Origin of the sequence: Mesotoga sp. UBA5825, from assembly GCF_002432955.1 — a bacterium.
Classification (GTDB): Bacteria; Thermotogota; Thermotogae; order Petrotogales; family Kosmotogaceae; genus Mesotoga.
Map to the genome: position 1 here is coordinate 1 of NZ_DJHG01000070.1, position 15,353 is coordinate 15,353.

General features: G+C 47.1%; 16 protein-coding genes. All 16 read right to left on the reverse strand.

Features of this window, described 5'->3' with window-relative positions; translation table 11 throughout:
• Nucleotides 1–112: 112 nt before the first annotated feature.
• The gene (locus tag B3N33_RS06990; RefSeq protein ID WP_292592704.1) at nt 113–1,627 is read right to left on the reverse strand and encodes a 1-acyl-sn-glycerol-3-phosphate acyltransferase; all 1,515 of its coding nucleotides are present in this window, start codon (nt 1,625–1,627) and stop codon (nt 113–115) included.
• Nucleotides 1,624–2,901, reverse strand: coding sequence for a HAMP domain-containing sensor histidine kinase (locus B3N33_RS06995; protein WP_214060711.1), 1,278 nt, complete (start codon nt 2,899–2,901; stop codon nt 1,624–1,626). The genes B3N33_RS06990 and B3N33_RS06995 overlap by 4 nt, the downstream gene beginning before the upstream one ends.
• Nucleotides 2,891–3,553, reverse strand: a complete 663-nt coding sequence (locus tag B3N33_RS07000) for a response regulator transcription factor (protein ID WP_214060710.1) — start codon at nt 3,551–3,553, stop codon at nt 2,891–2,893. The genes B3N33_RS06995 and B3N33_RS07000 overlap by 11 nt, the downstream gene beginning before the upstream one ends.
• A complete protein-coding gene (locus B3N33_RS07005) occupies nt 3,550–4,428 on the reverse strand; it encodes a DMT family transporter (RefSeq protein ID WP_214060709.1) in 879 nt (292 codons plus the stop codon). The genes B3N33_RS07000 and B3N33_RS07005 overlap by 4 nt, the downstream gene beginning before the upstream one ends.
• A 31-nt stretch (nt 4,429–4,459) precedes the next feature.
• Nucleotides 4,460–5,533, reverse strand: a complete 1,074-nt coding sequence (locus tag B3N33_RS07010) for a DUF4384 domain-containing protein (RefSeq protein ID WP_214060708.1) — start codon at nt 5,531–5,533, stop codon at nt 4,460–4,462.
• A 110-nt stretch (nt 5,534–5,643) separates the two neighbouring features.
• Nucleotides 5,644–6,036 carry a hypothetical protein gene (locus B3N33_RS07015; protein ID WP_292592706.1) on the reverse strand — a complete coding sequence of 131 codons (393 nt, stop codon included), beginning with the start codon at nt 6,034–6,036 and terminating at the stop codon, nt 5,644–5,646.
• A 71-nt stretch (nt 6,037–6,107) separates the two neighbouring features.
• Complete coding sequence (locus tag B3N33_RS07020; RefSeq protein ID WP_292592708.1) at nt 6,108–6,464, reverse strand: lactate/malate family dehydrogenase; 357 nt, start codon at nt 6,462–6,464, stop codon at nt 6,108–6,110.
• Nucleotides 6,461–7,504, reverse strand: a complete 1,044-nt coding sequence (ispG, locus tag B3N33_RS07025) for a flavodoxin-dependent (E)-4-hydroxy-3-methylbut-2-enyl-diphosphate synthase (RefSeq protein ID WP_292592710.1) — start codon at nt 7,502–7,504, stop codon at nt 6,461–6,463. The genes B3N33_RS07020 and ispG overlap by 4 nt, the downstream gene beginning before the upstream one ends.
• Nucleotides 7,501–9,183 (reverse strand): site-2 protease family protein, encoded by a 1,683-nt coding sequence (locus B3N33_RS07030; RefSeq protein WP_292592711.1) that lies wholly within the window; start codon nt 9,181–9,183, stop codon nt 7,501–7,503. The genes ispG and B3N33_RS07030 overlap by 4 nt, the downstream gene beginning before the upstream one ends.
• Nucleotides 9,174–10,304 (reverse strand): 1-deoxy-D-xylulose-5-phosphate reductoisomerase, encoded by a 1,131-nt coding sequence (gene dxr, locus B3N33_RS07035; protein ID WP_292592712.1) that lies wholly within the window; start codon nt 10,302–10,304, stop codon nt 9,174–9,176. Before dxr ends, B3N33_RS07030 begins: the two co-directional genes overlap by 10 nt.
• Complete coding sequence (locus B3N33_RS07040) at nt 10,301–10,993, reverse strand: RnfABCDGE type electron transport complex subunit B (RefSeq protein WP_099829342.1); 693 nt, start codon at nt 10,991–10,993, stop codon at nt 10,301–10,303. The genes dxr and B3N33_RS07040 overlap by 4 nt, the downstream gene beginning before the upstream one ends.
• 10 nt (nt 10,994–11,003) lie before the next feature.
• Nucleotides 11,004–11,585: an electron transport complex subunit RsxA gene (gene rsxA / locus B3N33_RS07045; RefSeq protein WP_099829341.1), complete on the reverse strand. Its 582-nt coding sequence runs from the start codon at nt 11,583–11,585 to the stop codon at nt 11,004–11,006.
• A gap of 13 nt (nt 11,586–11,598) precedes the next feature.
• On the reverse strand, nt 11,599–12,210 hold the full coding sequence (gene rsxE / locus B3N33_RS07050) for an electron transport complex subunit RsxE (RefSeq protein ID WP_165775344.1): 612 nt from the start codon (nt 12,208–12,210) through the stop codon (nt 11,599–11,601).
• Nucleotides 12,210–12,932: an RnfABCDGE type electron transport complex subunit G gene (locus tag B3N33_RS07055; protein ID WP_214060079.1), complete on the reverse strand. Its 723-nt coding sequence runs from the start codon at nt 12,930–12,932 to the stop codon at nt 12,210–12,212. Before B3N33_RS07055 ends, rsxE begins: the two co-directional genes overlap by 1 nt.
• On the reverse strand, nt 12,925–13,875 hold the full coding sequence (locus B3N33_RS07060) for an RnfABCDGE type electron transport complex subunit D (protein ID WP_214060078.1): 951 nt from the start codon (nt 13,873–13,875) through the stop codon (nt 12,925–12,927). Before B3N33_RS07060 ends, B3N33_RS07055 begins: the two co-directional genes overlap by 8 nt.
• On the reverse strand, nt 13,872–15,191 hold the full coding sequence (gene rsxC, locus B3N33_RS07065) for an electron transport complex subunit RsxC (RefSeq protein WP_292592715.1): 1,320 nt from the start codon (nt 15,189–15,191) through the stop codon (nt 13,872–13,874). Before rsxC ends, B3N33_RS07060 begins: the two co-directional genes overlap by 4 nt.
• Nucleotides 15,192–15,353 lie beyond the last annotated feature (162 nt).

Below are 15,353 nucleotides of genomic sequence, written 5' to 3' on the forward strand. Positions count from 1 at the left end.
CTTCGCCTTCTTGGCACACTACAACTCACAACTTGGAACTCGGAACTGATTCTTTGTTCTTTCCAACCCCCTGCCTGCTGCCACGTTCAAGCAGCACTACGCCGCGTGGGAGCTATCCCCAAAGATCGGTGTGGTAGTTCTCCCTCTTGAGCCTGAATTTAATCTGGAAGTCAACGATTTCTTGCCACTTGAGAGCACTGGTTGTTGAAACGAAGCTTACCATTTCGCTTCCGATTCCGAAGACGGGCTCTATGCTTTTTTCTATACTGGAGTTTTTTATCACGTTGTAGTCAAGCCTGTAGTCGCCAATTATGGCATGGTCTTCGTACATCTTTGCCTTCACACTCTTTCCGTTAAAGACTACTTCATCTTCAATCGGGAAGGAAAGACCCATGTTTCCCGGCATTATCTTGTCGTGCAGCTGAATGACTTCATTCACAGTTGGTTTCGTCCAGCTCTTTCCACAAGAGGAACAGGAGAACCCCGATCTGAAGCTCTTAATTGATGCGATTGCTCCACAACTAGGGCAGCGCCAGATTAACTTCTCTATGTGCTTGTAGTTTCTGTATGGCAGTTTGAAGGTGGGATCTTCTTTGCCCAAGAAGTTCATGACCTTCTCTTCAAGTTGAGGATCATCTGCTTCAATGGGGTTTCCAAATTCAACAGTCGAAGTACCAATAGAGAATGTTTTCGACCATCTTGGCCAAAGCCGCTGAACTCCGAAGAACTTCACAGGGATTATGGGTATTTTCAACATCCTGAAGAGTTTCCATATCTCCTTTTTTGTATGAAGAGGCCTCCCATCCCACGATCTTGCCGCCTCCGGTGCAATTCCGAGAGGGACTCCCTGTCTTATGGTGGAAAGCATCTGTCGAATTGCAGACGTATCGACGGCGTATCGCCTTACCGGAATTACTGCCAGCCAACCCAGCAAGCCCAATCTGTCGACATAGATTGCAGTGGCGACGAATCTAATGTAACGCCACGTGGAGTAGAAAATCAATGGGCCGTCAAAATGCGTTTGGTGCGCCAATGCGATTACAAATGGCCTTCTATCTCGCAAGACTTTTGTGTTCTTCACTTTAGAAGGCAAGATGAAAAGAATTACCAGCTTCACAACGAAGGAAGCCACAATGAACTGCCAGGGGATAGATGTTGATTTGTCAAAGGGAATTTGCTTTCCAGCTTTGGGAATCATGAATGGAAGTTTTTCTTTGTACTCACTGTAGCCAGTTACTCTCTTAGATGTAAGGTATTCTTGAAGCAACGAGTAAATAACGGCCAATGCACCGATTACGGAGACATATAGCACTCTCCAGTAATCGCCACAGAGGAATCCCATGCCGAAAAGGAAGAGAATGAAACCTGCGTTAAACGGATGGCGAACAAATCTATAAGGACCACTCTGAACTGTAGTTTCCGGTCCAAAAGAAGTGGTTGGAAGTCTTCCAGACCAGTAAAAGACGACCAGCGCAGAGTACACGGACAAAAGAAGTGATCCTGCGATAATTACTGATGCGATAACGGTAATCGCTACTGGTGAAGAAAAAGGCGCTCCGCCGAAAAGAAGAATGGGGATTACGATCCACATTATCGCGAGTTCTATAGCTGACATAATGAGCTTCATCTCAACCCCTCCACTCTGAACACTGCCCCTCCATCTTTACAGTTCTCTGCATTGATTGAGAGCCTTAGAACTTTGCATATCTTGCCGGCAATCGAAAGACCTAGCCCGTGACCTTCCCCACCTCTTGAAGTGTCGCTTCTGTAGAACCTGTCAAACACCTTGTCTAATTCGTCTTCATTTATCCCTTTTCCATAGTCTCTAACATTAAGTGCACCATCTGAGAATGTGATCTCTATTGGGTGATCGCCGCCGAACTTCACTGCATTCTCCACGAGCACTTTAAGAACAATCTTAAGGAGGACTTTGTCCGTTTCGACTTCAATGTTCGGAACATCAACCTTGAATTCGACCGATTGGAATGAAGGAGTTCCCAGTATGAGTTCATGTATAAGCTCCCGTAGATTGAAACTAGTTACCTGGATTTCCATGCTGGGTCGCGAGAGGAATAGCAAGGACTCGGTGATAGTCATCATTTTGGCGGCAGTATCGTAAATACTGTCAGCAGCTTCTTTTACAACTTCGGGATCTTGAGATCCCCAGCGCTGAATCAGTCTCGAGAAGCCGAGGATAGCGGTGAGAGGAGAACGAATTTCATGTGCTATGTCTGAGGAAAACTGTTCCTGCCTGCTGTATCCGTCCTGAATTCTGTCTAAGGCTCTGTTGAGATCCCCTTTCATTTCGGCGAGTTCGGAGGTTTTTGGATCACTCTCGAGCCTCCGTGAAAGGTCGTCCAGAGTTATCTCTTTCAGCAGGCGCGAGGTTTCCTTAAGCGGTTTGGAAACTCTACTTCCAAGAAGGAATCCGCCAATTACCGAAAGTACTATTCCAACGAACAGCGATAGAAGAAGAGTAGTCGACAGACTCTCGAGGAAGAAATCCAGGTCATCCATTCTCGCGCCCAGGATAACCTTCTCATCGCCGTTCCAAAAACCGTAAAGAAGATAAGAGCTTCCCTCCAATCTTGTACGGACGTATCCATCTACATCCGGCACAGAAGCTAGCTCTGTAGGATTCTGGACCACAGTGTTGTCGACTCTTACATAGAATTCAGTAGTTCCTCTGCCGATTGACATTCTGCCCATCCCAAATCTGTAACCCTTACCCATAGGAGAATCCATGAAGATCCTCCGCATCTCTGCAGAGTAATTGCGTATGAAAACATTTTCCGAAACTCCGTACACGAACAGGGCGGAGACACATAGTATGAAGACAACAAGTACTACCGAGTAGATGGCTACCTGCGTCGCAGTCGAAAGCTTCTGCTTATCTGACAACGTAGCCAGATCCCCTTACCGTCTTGATTATTTCGCCGCTCTTTCCCAATTTCTTGCGAAGGTAATTGATATAAACTTCAACAACGTTTGGATTACCCCAGTCCTCGCTTCCCCAGACCTTTTCAAGCAATCTATCTTTCGACATGACAATTCCGGCATTTGACAGCAAGACAGCCAGAAGATCGAACTCAGTTTTGCTCAACTGAAGTTCTTCCCCTCCTAGGGTGGCTTCTCGCGACTGAAGGTCAAGGGTTATCTCATGGTAGCTTATTCTTTCCCCTTTTCCCTTTCTCCGGAGAATAGCTTCGATTCTAGCTAGAAGCTCCTCAATAGCAAACGGTTTAGGCAAGTAGTCGTCTGCGCCGCTCTTCAGGCCGCGTACACGGTCCTTCACTTCGCCTCTTGCAGTAAGCATTATTACGGGTAGATCGGTCGAAACATACTCCCTGATCTCTTCGAGTACCGAGAAGCCGTCGATTCCCGGAAGCATGACGTCGAGAATCAGAAGATCAGGAAGTTCCTTCTCAAGATACTTCAGTGCTTCCTTCCCATCACCCAAGACTTCTATTTCATACCCCTCGTGGCTTAACTCCATGCGGAGCAGTTTCGCAATATGTACATCGTCTTCTACAGCTAAAATCCTTCCCTTCACTTCTTCACTCCTCTATCTCTCAACATGTACGACGAAGTCCCACCGAATATCATACCTGCCGTCATAAGCAGCAACCCTATTACCTCCATTTTACCCGGAATCTCTCTCAGTATTATCATCGCGAAGAACAAAGCAAATGCCGGTTCGCCAACATAGATAAGTGATGCGCCGACTGATCCGAGAAATCTCTGGAATCTCAGCTGTACTGCCACGGCGAAGATAGTAGCGAATACCGCCGAGAAGAGAGCGACAGTGACTATCGATCCGCTTACCCGTACCCCGCCATCGACAAAAGGAATGAGGATCAGATTAACGATAATGACTACCACAAACTGAGGGACCAGCAGCTCCATCTCTCCTGAGTCTTCTCTTTCTGTGAAATACGAGATGAATACTACATGCAGAGCAAAGGAGATTGCACAAAGGGTTGTGAGCAAGTCGCCAAAGTTGAAACCGGCTTCCGGCGTCGTCAAAAAGTAGAGTCCAACGAGAGACACAGCGAGCGCAAGAATCTGATACCTGTTGGGAATACGCTTTTCCACAACCGGGCCGATTATCGCTACAAGCCCGACGTAGAGAGCGGTAATAAAGGCGCTTTTCGATGCTGTGGTGTGAACAAGTCCCCAGGTTTGAAACACATAACCGCCCGAAAGAAAGAGCCCGAGAATCAGTCCCTGAGTGAAGCTTCTTCTCGAAAGCCTTATTCCCAGCTTCTTCCTTATGGGGATGAGTAGCAAGAGAGCAAATGAAAAGCGAAGAGCATTATAGAAAACAGGGGAAAGCCCTTCCAGTATGTTCTTCTGAACTGGAAAGGTCAGTCCCCAGAATGCAACAACGAGTAGTAAGTTGACGTATGCCTTTGACTTCTGCTTCATCAAAGAAAGAATTATCCCTTTCGGGACACTCTTAGTCGCCTGCGCTAAGTACTATTGCGATTACAATTCCCGCGATCAGCACTCCGATTATCGAGAAGAGTATGATGTTGTCCGTTTTCTTCTCTTGCTCTGTCTTCTCAGTTAATCTGAAATCGACCGAAGTCGTCATGTCTCTGTTGATGTAGACATTCTGTTTGGAATCGTGGTAACCCCACTTGGAGACTGTTACCGTATGGCTTCCAACCTTCTCAAAATCTCTGTAAGGTGTGTCACCGGCATACTGTCCATCCACATAAACCTGACCATCGGGGATCGATGTAACTTCCAGATAACCGTAAATGTAATTTGGCAAGAGCGAGAACTGAAAGTTGCTTGAACCAGGTTGCACGTTTATTGTTGCCGGTCCGTATACGAGGTTCCTGTCTGTGTAGATGTATACCGAGTGCATACCGGCCTCCAAAGTTGTCGTGACCGGTGATTTTCCCATGAATATTCCATCGACATAGACATTTGCATCCTTTCTGTCTGCACTGATTGTAGTCCTAACCGTGAAAGGCACATAGCTGTTATAGAAGTAAGTATAACCTATCCCCCAGCTTGTGTTGAAGACAGGGTCAATCGCAATCGACAAATTGTTCACGTTCTGACCCAAATATGGGAATGGATATCTATCGAACAGAGAAAACACATTCCCTAAGAAATTCAGGGGAGAAGTCGATGCAACGACTACTATCGTCTCTCTTCCTCTGTTTGATTCGACCTGCAGATTGTATTTTGTGGTCGCCTTATCCGTCGGTAGAGTGTAGGTCCTTCCACCCTGGACGTAGTTGTCCTGATCATAGACATTTGGAAAGAGAACCTGGACCTGCCCCGACTGATCGATATCCAGAACAGCCACATAGGCGCTTCTGTCAACGGAGAAAGACAATCCGAGCGACTCGCCACCGTAGTAAGTTGATCCGGTACCCTTGTTCAAGGTTACGTTTACATTGATGCTAGCTCCTGACCTGTTCAGGAACATAAGTCCCTGAGGGTCATAAGCGACTGACGTGGCAATAAGAGAAACACTGAGAGCAATAATCGCAATAAGCAGTACTTTCTTCACGCTAATCCCTCCTTATCCCTTTAGGCTTTCTATTGCATCGGTGATAACGCCTGTTGATTTCGAAAGTTCCTGAATTTCCTCTTCTGAAAGTCCAACATGCAGTATTCTTTCTACTCCACTTCTCCCTGAATACTGGGAACGCTGAAAGGCACATCCTGCATACCTTCAAATTCCCTGTGTACAGATGAGACTGTAAGGACTGAGTGCTGATCGTTCGGAATAGTGGAAAGCACCTTTGATACAGCAAGCCCTATTCCGTAGTATGTTGAACCCTTCTTTTCACTAACACGATAAGCAGCGCTTCGTGTCTCTTCAAACAGTTTTTCAAACAAAACGTCTTCGCAGTTCCCGCAGAACTCCTTTATCGGAATACCTGCGATGTCGACATTCGTCCGGTTAACGATCTCAGTATCACCGTGTTCACCAATAACATATGCGTGAACGTTTCTCGGGTCAAGTCCACAGTGGTCGGCTATGCTCTGTCTTAGTCTTGCCGTGTCCAAGGTAGTACCGGAACCGATGACTTTGCTCCTGTGAAAGCCAGATATCTTCCAGGCAACTCATGCGAGTATGTCTACCGGATTCGAGACGACCAAAATAATCGGCTCTTTGCTGAATGAAAGTACTCATCGACTGCTCTCTCAACCATTTTTGCGTTGTTCTTTAAAAGCTGGAGACGACTCTCCCCTTCTTTCTGTGGCCTTCCGGCGGTAATAACAACAACATCGGAATCTGCCGACACATCGTAACTTCCACCGGATATCTTCACCGGTCTCACATACGCATTTCCATGACTCAGGTCCATAGCCTGACCCACTGCAAGTTCTGTATTTACATCAACAAGCGCTATCTCTCTTGCAATTCCCTTTATCATTGTTGCATACGCAATTGACGAACCTACCATTCCGGCTCCGATTATCGAGACTTTCATCTATCACCTCCCGACAGGAGTTCATCAAACCAATGTCGGAATCGTGATTCAAGGTTCCGCTTCTCCACCTTCTCGACTATCTCTCCCTTGAGAAAAATGACTCCGCCGGATGCAGTGCCGGCGATCCCAATGTCCGCATCTTTTCCTTCCCCAATTCCGTTTACAACGCATCCCATAACGGCTACAGAAATGTCATCCTCGATATTCCCTACCCAACTCTTCACTTTCCTTGCAAGAGACTCAACATCTATTTCGGCTCTTGCGCACGTCGGACAGGAGATCACGTCAACTCCCTTTCTTAGCCCAAGTGAACGAAGAATGCTCAAGCCTACTTCGATCTCCTGAACGGGGTCTCCCGACATCGATACTCTTATGGTGTCTCCAATGCCTTTCAGCAAGAGTGTGCCAATACCAATAGAAGACTTTACGGTTGAATCAAGCCCGAAACCTGCCTCTGTAACTCCAAGGTGAAGCGGATAATCGGTCTTCTCGAACAGGTATTCATTTGCACTCACAGTCTCTGATACCGATGAAGACTTAAGAGAAATCACAATGTCCTCGAACCCTGCACTCTCAAGTATTCTTACTTGCGCAAGAGCGCTCTCTGCAAGAGCGGTGGGTTTGTCGTACGAACCAAAACTTCGGTCGAGAGAGCCAGAGTTTGCGCCAACTCTTATTGGAACACCGAATTCTTTAGCAACCTTCACTGTCTCCCGGACCTTCCATTCCTGACCGATATTTCCCGGATTTATCCTTACCTTTGCTGCACCGTTCTTTACGGACTCAACTGCGAGTCTGTAATCAAAATGAATATCTGCAATTACAGGGATTTTGCTTGATGAGCAAATCTCTTTGATGGCCTGTGCTGACTCAAAATCCGGAACGGAGACTCTTACAAGATCACACCCGGCATCTGTAAGCCTATCGATCTGCTCGAGAGTTGCAGGAATGTCGATTGTCTTGGTATTTGTCATTGACTGAACCGAAACCGGATTTCCGCCACCGACCAAGACATTCCCAACTCTTACGATTCTACTCATAACCATCTGCCGATATCGATGAACGTAATATAGATCATGAACCCCATGAGTATCATGAAGCCAATCACATTGATTAACCCCTCAATCTTCGGATCCAGTCTCTTTCTGGTAATTATCTCAAGCAAGGCGAGCAACATCCTCCCACCATCCAGCGCGGGGAAGGGAATCATGTTTATCACTCCGAGGTTGAGCGAGATGAAGCCCGCGAGGAAAAGAACTATCCTCGGCCCAAGGCTCACTGCCTGGTCAACTATTGTTACCAGTCCAATAGGACCGGTGAATTCGTTGATGTTCGCTCCTCCAGTGAAGAGGCTGCCAACAACCTTCACCATGGTTATTAGGAGATCGTTTGCCCACTGAACCCCGAGAACTGCGGCCTCAACCGGGCTATCTGGATACCAGTAATCGCTTCCCTGAGAAAAGGCACCGACCTCACTCACGAGAGCAATCATTTCGTTCTTGGTCATCGTTAAGTCAACTACCTGTCCATCCCGTTCCAGGGTAACGACAAATTCTTCAGGGAAGCCGTATCTAGCGAAGGTAGTCTCTCTTCCTGTGAACTGAATTAGAAGTTCGTTTGGTTTCAAGGAGAGGAGCTGACTCATGGTTGTAAGATCATAACTTGTCTCGGTTGTCATCCCGTTTACCGAGACAAGAACATCTCCCTTCCTGAACTGGCCGAAATCAGTTGCAACTATCGGTTTGAAGTTTGCATAGTAGATCCCCATTGCGTAGCGTTCCTCTGTTGGCGAATAAGTCAGAAGCGTGCCCGAGAGAGTCGTTCCATCAGAAAAACCAAGTTTTACAGTGCTTTCGGGCGAAAGCACACCGGCGTACCCAACGTAGTCGCCGTTAAATGCTGCGCCGTTGATTGTGGAAAGGGCTGCACCAGGTTCACCCGTAGTATTACCGATCACNNGCGAATAAGTCAGAAGCGTGCCGGAAAGATTCGAACCGTCGGCAAAACCAAGTCTGATAGTGCTCTCAGGAGATAGTATGCCGCCGTATCCAACGTAATCGCCGCTGAACGATGCTCCGTTTATTGAAGAGAGAGCATCGCCAAATTCACCTGAGACATTGCCGATCACAATGAAGGCCTCTTGAGGAAGCATTTCTGGGATTAGAGTTATTTCGACTTCTCTGCCTTCCCTAATAACTACTAGATCTATTTTCTCGCCCCTCACAACGGCTTCGCTAAGTCTTGTATTGTCTAGTAGAGTCTTACCATTTACTGAGGCGATCCTATCTCCGGGAAGCATTCCGGACAGTGCTGCAGGAGAACCAAGCTCGACCTTGTCGATCTTGACTTCCTGAAAGCCCCAAACTACTGCTACCAGAGAGAGTATGAGAAAACCCAGAAGCAAAGAAAAGGCCGGACCGGCGAAATAGATAATGAATCTCTGCCAGGCCGGCTTGTTCTGTATCTGCTCGTTATCCGGAACGGAGGAGTCTATAGCATCTAGGTCTTCTCCGGCAGGTCTCACGTAACCGCCAATTGGAAATGCGTTTATCCTGAATGTAGTCTTCTTTCCTTTTTTTGACCAGAGCTTTGGACCCATTCCTATGGCGAATTCTAGAACTCTCACTCCAAAAACCCTCGAGAACAGGTAGTGACCGAGTTCATGAACAACCACTATCCCCGTTAGAATGAGAAGAAAGTACACTATTGCTAATAACATCTATTCACCTCTTCTTGAGCCAATCTTCTTGCCAGAACGTCAATCTCGATAATTTGACTGTAATCGACCGGATTTAGATCATCTGTTCGGGCAACCGTCCTTTCAATTATATTGTAAATGCTCCCAAAAGGCATCCTACCCTTCATAAAAGCATCGACTGCTATCTCATCTGCAGCATTATAAGCGATTTGCTTGCTGACAGTTCCACAAATCTCTCTCGCAAGTGTCAGAGCGGGAAATCTCTCTTGCTGCAGTTCTTCCAGGGCAATTGGTATGCCGGCTATCCTCTCTTCTCCGAAAAGATGGTGGTGCGCTGGATAAGTCAGAGAATATGCAATCGGAATTCGCATGTCCGGGCGCCCCACATGAAGTTTCATAACGCCATCATTGTACACAACACCGGCATGAACAAAACTGTTTCTACAAATATAAGTATCAATTTCGCTCGATTCGAATCCAAAGAGATATTTTGCTTCAATTACTTCGAGTCCCTTGTTAACCATTGAAGCGCTATCAACGGTTATCCTGTTTCCCATAGACCAAACAGGGTGTTTCATGACATCTTCACGGCTTGCTTGGTGAATCCTTTCTTTCGGCCAATCCCTCAGGGCGCCGCCAGATGCGGTTATCAAGATTCTCTCAGGGCGAACAGTACCGTCAAGAAGCTGAAAGAGGCCGCTGTGCTCTGAGTCGACCGGGATAAGCTCTACCCCTCTGTCGGCACATCTGTCCGGAAGAAGATTACCTCCACAAACGATAGACTCTTTGTTCGCAAGACATAGTCTGCTGCAAACTTCAGCCGCCTTAAGGCTGAATCTCAGTCCGGCCGCTCCGCTGACCGCAAGCATCACATAATCCGGGCGGGACTTTTCGAGCATCGTTTCTATCCCCTCTTCGCCTTGGAAAAAGGTTGTTTCCGGAAAGGAATCGACTAGATCCTCTTTTTTTTCAAGAGTGGCGGCGAACTTGGGATGAAATTCTGAAAGCTGTTTAGAAAAAGAGACGAAATTGTGGCCACTGGAAATGGCCACAATTTCGATTTCTTCAATCTTATCTACTATTTCGAGTGTCTGTGAACCTATAGATCCGGTAGAACCAAGAACAGCCAACCTTTTTTTCATGACTCAAACTTCTTTTTTATCTCGGCCGGTTCTCCAGAAGTATCTTCAATTATCTTTTGAATCTCTGATTGGGAAAGCGCCATAATCTTCTCGACTTTTTCGGGCACGTTCTGTCTTTTGCCCGGGACGCATTTGTCTGCGTTCTCTTCCTTGTTCGCGACCTTTATGGCAAAGGCAGCACAACCGGGTGATCCACAGATTCCGCAGTTTATGTTTGGAAGAATCGCAAAGACCACAGCAGCTCTAGAATTCTCTTTCAGTTTTCCCTTGTAACTGTCGATTTCTTCCTGAGTCGGTCTTTTTGGTTTTGGCGGCGCTGCTTTTACTTCTTTTCCGGAGACAGCGATCAGTTTTTCCAGTGTCTTTTCCGCATCTTCCTCTGCCTCTTCAAAGAGAGCAGTGAGCTTGTCGACATCCGTGTCCATGATTAGCTTCAGTTTTTCAGGTACGCCGGATCGCTTGCCCGGAATACATCCATCCAGCGGGGCTTTGCCTTCGGCGATAGCTTTTGCAAAAGCCGAGCAACCGGGGAAACCACAAGCGCCACAGTTGACGCCTGGCAAAGAGGCTTCGATGAGTGTGATTCTAGGATCTTTCTTGACCGCAAACTTCGCAGAGGCGAAAGCTAGAAAGACACCTGCTCCTATGCCAAGTATGGCCATAAACAGAACTGAATAGACTACTGTCATACACACCGCCTCACAGTTTCACGAGGCCCTGGAAACCCATGAAGGCCATCGAGAGCAAACCGGCTGTGATCAACGCAATGGCAGTGCCCTTGAAGGGCTCCGGAATTTCGGAGAGCTCCATTCTCTCTCTTATAGTTGAGAAAAGAATTAGCGCGAGGGCGAAACCAAGTCCGGCGCCGGCGGCATTAACTATTGTCTCGAGCAGCGTATAGTTCTGCTGAACATTCAGAAGCGCCAGACCGAGAATTGCGCAATTGGTAGTTATTAGGGGGAGAAATATCCCCAGCGCATCATAAAGTGACGGACTGGCCTTCTTCAGGAAGATTTCTACAAACTGCACCAGTGTTGCAATAATCAGGATGAACACTATTGTTCTAAGAAAAGGAATACCGAGCGCGTCAAGCGCGATGTTCAAGAGCCATGTGATTATTGAAGCCATGATCATTACAAATGTAACGGCTATGCTCATTCCAACAGCTGTATCTGTCTTCTTCGAAACACCGAGGAACGGACATATTCCTAGAAATCTAGATAGAACGAAGTTGTTTATTAGAATTGCTGAAAGAAATATGAAAACCAATCTGGTAGCCATCAGTCAACCCTCCTCATTTTGCTGCCTTCTTAGGTTTGCTACGCCTTATTCCAAGGTAGTTGAAGAATGCGGCAAGCATTCCCAGAGCAATGAATGCACCTGGAGGGAGTATCATGGCAAACATCTTCACATCCGAAAGGTGGTAGTTGAAGATTGAGCCATTGCCGAGAAACTCTCTTACTGAGCCCAGCAAGACCAGAGAGGCGGTAAAACCAAGTCCCATTCCGAGCCCATCCAGGAAGGATCTGAAGACACCGTTCTTTGAAGCAAAGGCCTCTGCTCTACCGAGAATGATACAGTTCACCACAATCAGAGGGATGAACAATCCCAGAGTCTTCCAGAGATCATAGATGAAACCATGCATCAGCATATCGATCATAGTTACAAAGGAAGCAATTATCACAATGTACGAAGGGATTCTGATCTTGTCCGGAATGAACTTCCTTACGAGAGAGATCGTAATGTTCGACATTGCTAGAACGGCAGTCGTTGCTAGCCCCATGCCAAGACCATTCTCAGCGCTAGTCGTAGTGGCTAGAGTCGGACACATTCCCAGAACCTGAATGAAAATCGGATTCTGCTTGAAGATTCCGTTTGTGAGGACTTTGAACTTAGATTCAGCCATTATCGAACACCTGCCTTTTCCAAGAACTCGGATATAGCATTTAGTGAGAATGCGACGGCTCTTGGAGTTATCGTCGCTCCAGTCATCACGTCACTTACTGTGACTATTCCGTCTTCTTGCTTTCTAATCTCTATCTGATCTCCTGAGGGAGTCACTCCTGCGTCTTTGTCAACCCTTACGCCCTTGTCAAGGCCCTTAGTAGCTATAGGGAAGAACCTCTGCTGGACGACATCGTTAGCAATATTGGCTCCAAGTCCTGGGGTCTCTTGCGAGTACTCGAGAACTTTTATTGCGTTAAGGCTAACTCCGTTTGGTCCACTGACGAAGGCAGCCATCGTCTTAACATCTCCGCCATAACCGACCGCGATTCCTATTGCTACGTATATTTCGCTGCCGTCTTCCTTGACAAACTTGTATGCAGGACTTTCAACCTTTCCCTGTGAACTTGTTGCCGTATAGATTATGCCTTCCGATGAGTCGAATCCGGCGGGAAACCATTCAAACTCCGCCAGTTCGCTGGCAGTCTCAGGGATGTTTTCTGCTGCTATAAGCAACTCTCCAGTCTCCGCATCTGTAAGGACTTCTCGGATAGCCTTTAGTTTTGCGCCTAATTCCGCATTGGCGATGGGCTCCTTAACGACAGTATAAACTACCGAAAGAACCAGTGCGGCAATAATAGTAATTACCATCAGAGTAATGCCCGTCTTCAAGTATTCACGCATTGCTCTTCACCTTCTTTGGCTTTCCAAATATCTTGGGCTTGGTCCCCATATCTATTAGAGGCACGAAGGCATTCATCACCAGAATTGCGAATGAGACACCTTCCGGATAACCTCCGAATAACCTGATGATCATAGTCACAGCTCCACAACCTATTCCGAAGATAATGTGCCCTTTGATAGACATCGGGCTAGTCACCATATCTGTTGCCATAAACAGAGCTCCAAGCATGAGACCGCCGCCAAAGATGTGATAAAGAGGCGAACCAAAGCCCGGATTCACCGCATAGAATATCGAGGCCATTATCGCAACCGTTCCGACGTAGGCAATGGGGATAAACGGTGCCACTCTCTTTCTTAACAACAACCAGCCAAAGCCCAATAGAAGCAGCAAAGCGCTGACTTCCCCGATCGAGCCGGGGATTGTACCGAGAAACATCTCTTGCAGAGAGAAGACTCTTGGTGCTCCCTGTTTCAATATGGCCATTGGCGTTGCAGTTGTTTGCATATCGAACGGATTGAACCATGTTGTCATCTGAACGGGGAACGAGATAAGAAGAAAGACCCTTCCGACCAGTGCGGGATTGAAGAAGTTCTTTCCGAGACCCCCAAATACTGCCTTCGCGATTACTATTGCAACAAAGACACCTATCAGTGCCTGCCACCACTCGACAGATACTGAAAGGTTCAGTGCAAGCAACAATCCCGTGACGGAGCCGCTAAGATCGGGTCTGAAGCTCTTTTTCTGTCTTACGAATCTCATCACGATGAATTCAAGAGCCTCTGCGCCTAACGTACACACAAGGATAAGAGCGAGGGCCTTCAATCCGAACGAAACGACTGCCCAAACTGCAGCCGGAGAAAGCGCTATCAAAACGTCCAGCATTATCTTACGAACGTTGTCTTCTGATCTTAGATGAGGTGCTGCCATCATTGAGAGCTTCACTTCTTCGCACCTCCCTTCAAACTTCTGTAGACCTTCTTATGCAGTTTGAAGTTCTTGACTAGATCGATCTTTGCAGGACAGGCGTAGGAACAGCTACCACACTCAATGCAATCTAGCAGGCCGTTCTCCACTTGAATGTCGTACAATCTGTTTGTGCCGTAGAGATTGAGGAGAAAGGGTTGGAGGTTCATTGGACAAACAAAAGTGCATTTCCCGCATCTTATGCATGGAAACTCTTCTGTTGGTTTGCTCCTGAGAAGCAGGGTTATCCCGGAAGTGCCTTTGACCGTAGGTACATCAGTCTTAGGAACCGTCATTCCCATCATAGGACCACCGAAGACGGCTCTTTCCACTGATTCCTGCACGCCTCCAGCATATCTGATCAACTCATCCGCCATTATCCCGATTCTCGAGACCACGTTTACGGGTTTCTTGATTCCTTCACCCGTAATCGTCACGCCTCTTTCGACAAGAGGGCGGCCAAGTTCGACTGCCTCATAGACAGAGAATGCAGTTCCAATATTATCGACTACAACCCCTACATCTAGGGGAAGCCCGCCTGAAGGAACCTTTCTTTTCGTCAGCGCGAATATTAACTGCTTTTCGGCTCCCTGTGGGTATTTTGTTCTTAGAGTCTTCACCTGTATCGAAGTTGACCGGACCGCCTCTTTCATCTTCTCTATCGCCTTTGGCTTATTGTCTTCAATTCCAACGATAGCTTCTTCAACGTTTAGTGCACGCATCAAAGCGAGGATTCCCCTGACTACTCCCTCAGAACGCTCGAGCATGAACCTGTAATCAATGGTAAGGTAAGGTTCACACTCTGCGCCGTTTATGACAAGGAGATCGATTTTCTTATCCTTCGGAGGGGACAGTTTGACGCTGGTCGGAAACATTGCGCCGCCGAGCCCAACAATACCTGCAGACTTAACCCTTTGCACGATCTCTTCGGGTAAAAACTGATCGAATGGTTTTGCTGGCTGAAGCAGGTCCCACTCATCTTCTCCGGTCCTATCTATGACAATCGCATCGTCAAGTTTTGCAAGAGTGGGATGATAATACTTGGCAATCTCTTTAACCTCGCCTGTTAGAGGAGAATGGAGATTTGCAGAAATGAAGCCGCCAGCTTCGGCAATTAGCTGGCCGGTTCTGACTCTGTCTCCAATACTTACAACAGGCTTTGCTGGGACTCCGGCGTGATTAGCAAGAAAAACATAAACCCTTTCAGGAGGCGGTAGAACACTTAGCTGACAATCTTGGGAAAGTTCTTTTTTCTCTGGCGGGTGCACCCCTCCTCTGAAGGTAGGCAACCTCATTTAGTTATCACCTCTCAACCTTAATCAATAGATGTTTGCCTTTCTGGGATCCCGAATATCATGAAAGTGACTGCGACTCAAAATGGAAAAAGCGATTGATATTATCAAACAAAAGGAGCGGATCGCTCCGCTCCTATTATAGTACAATGTTTGCGTCTTAAC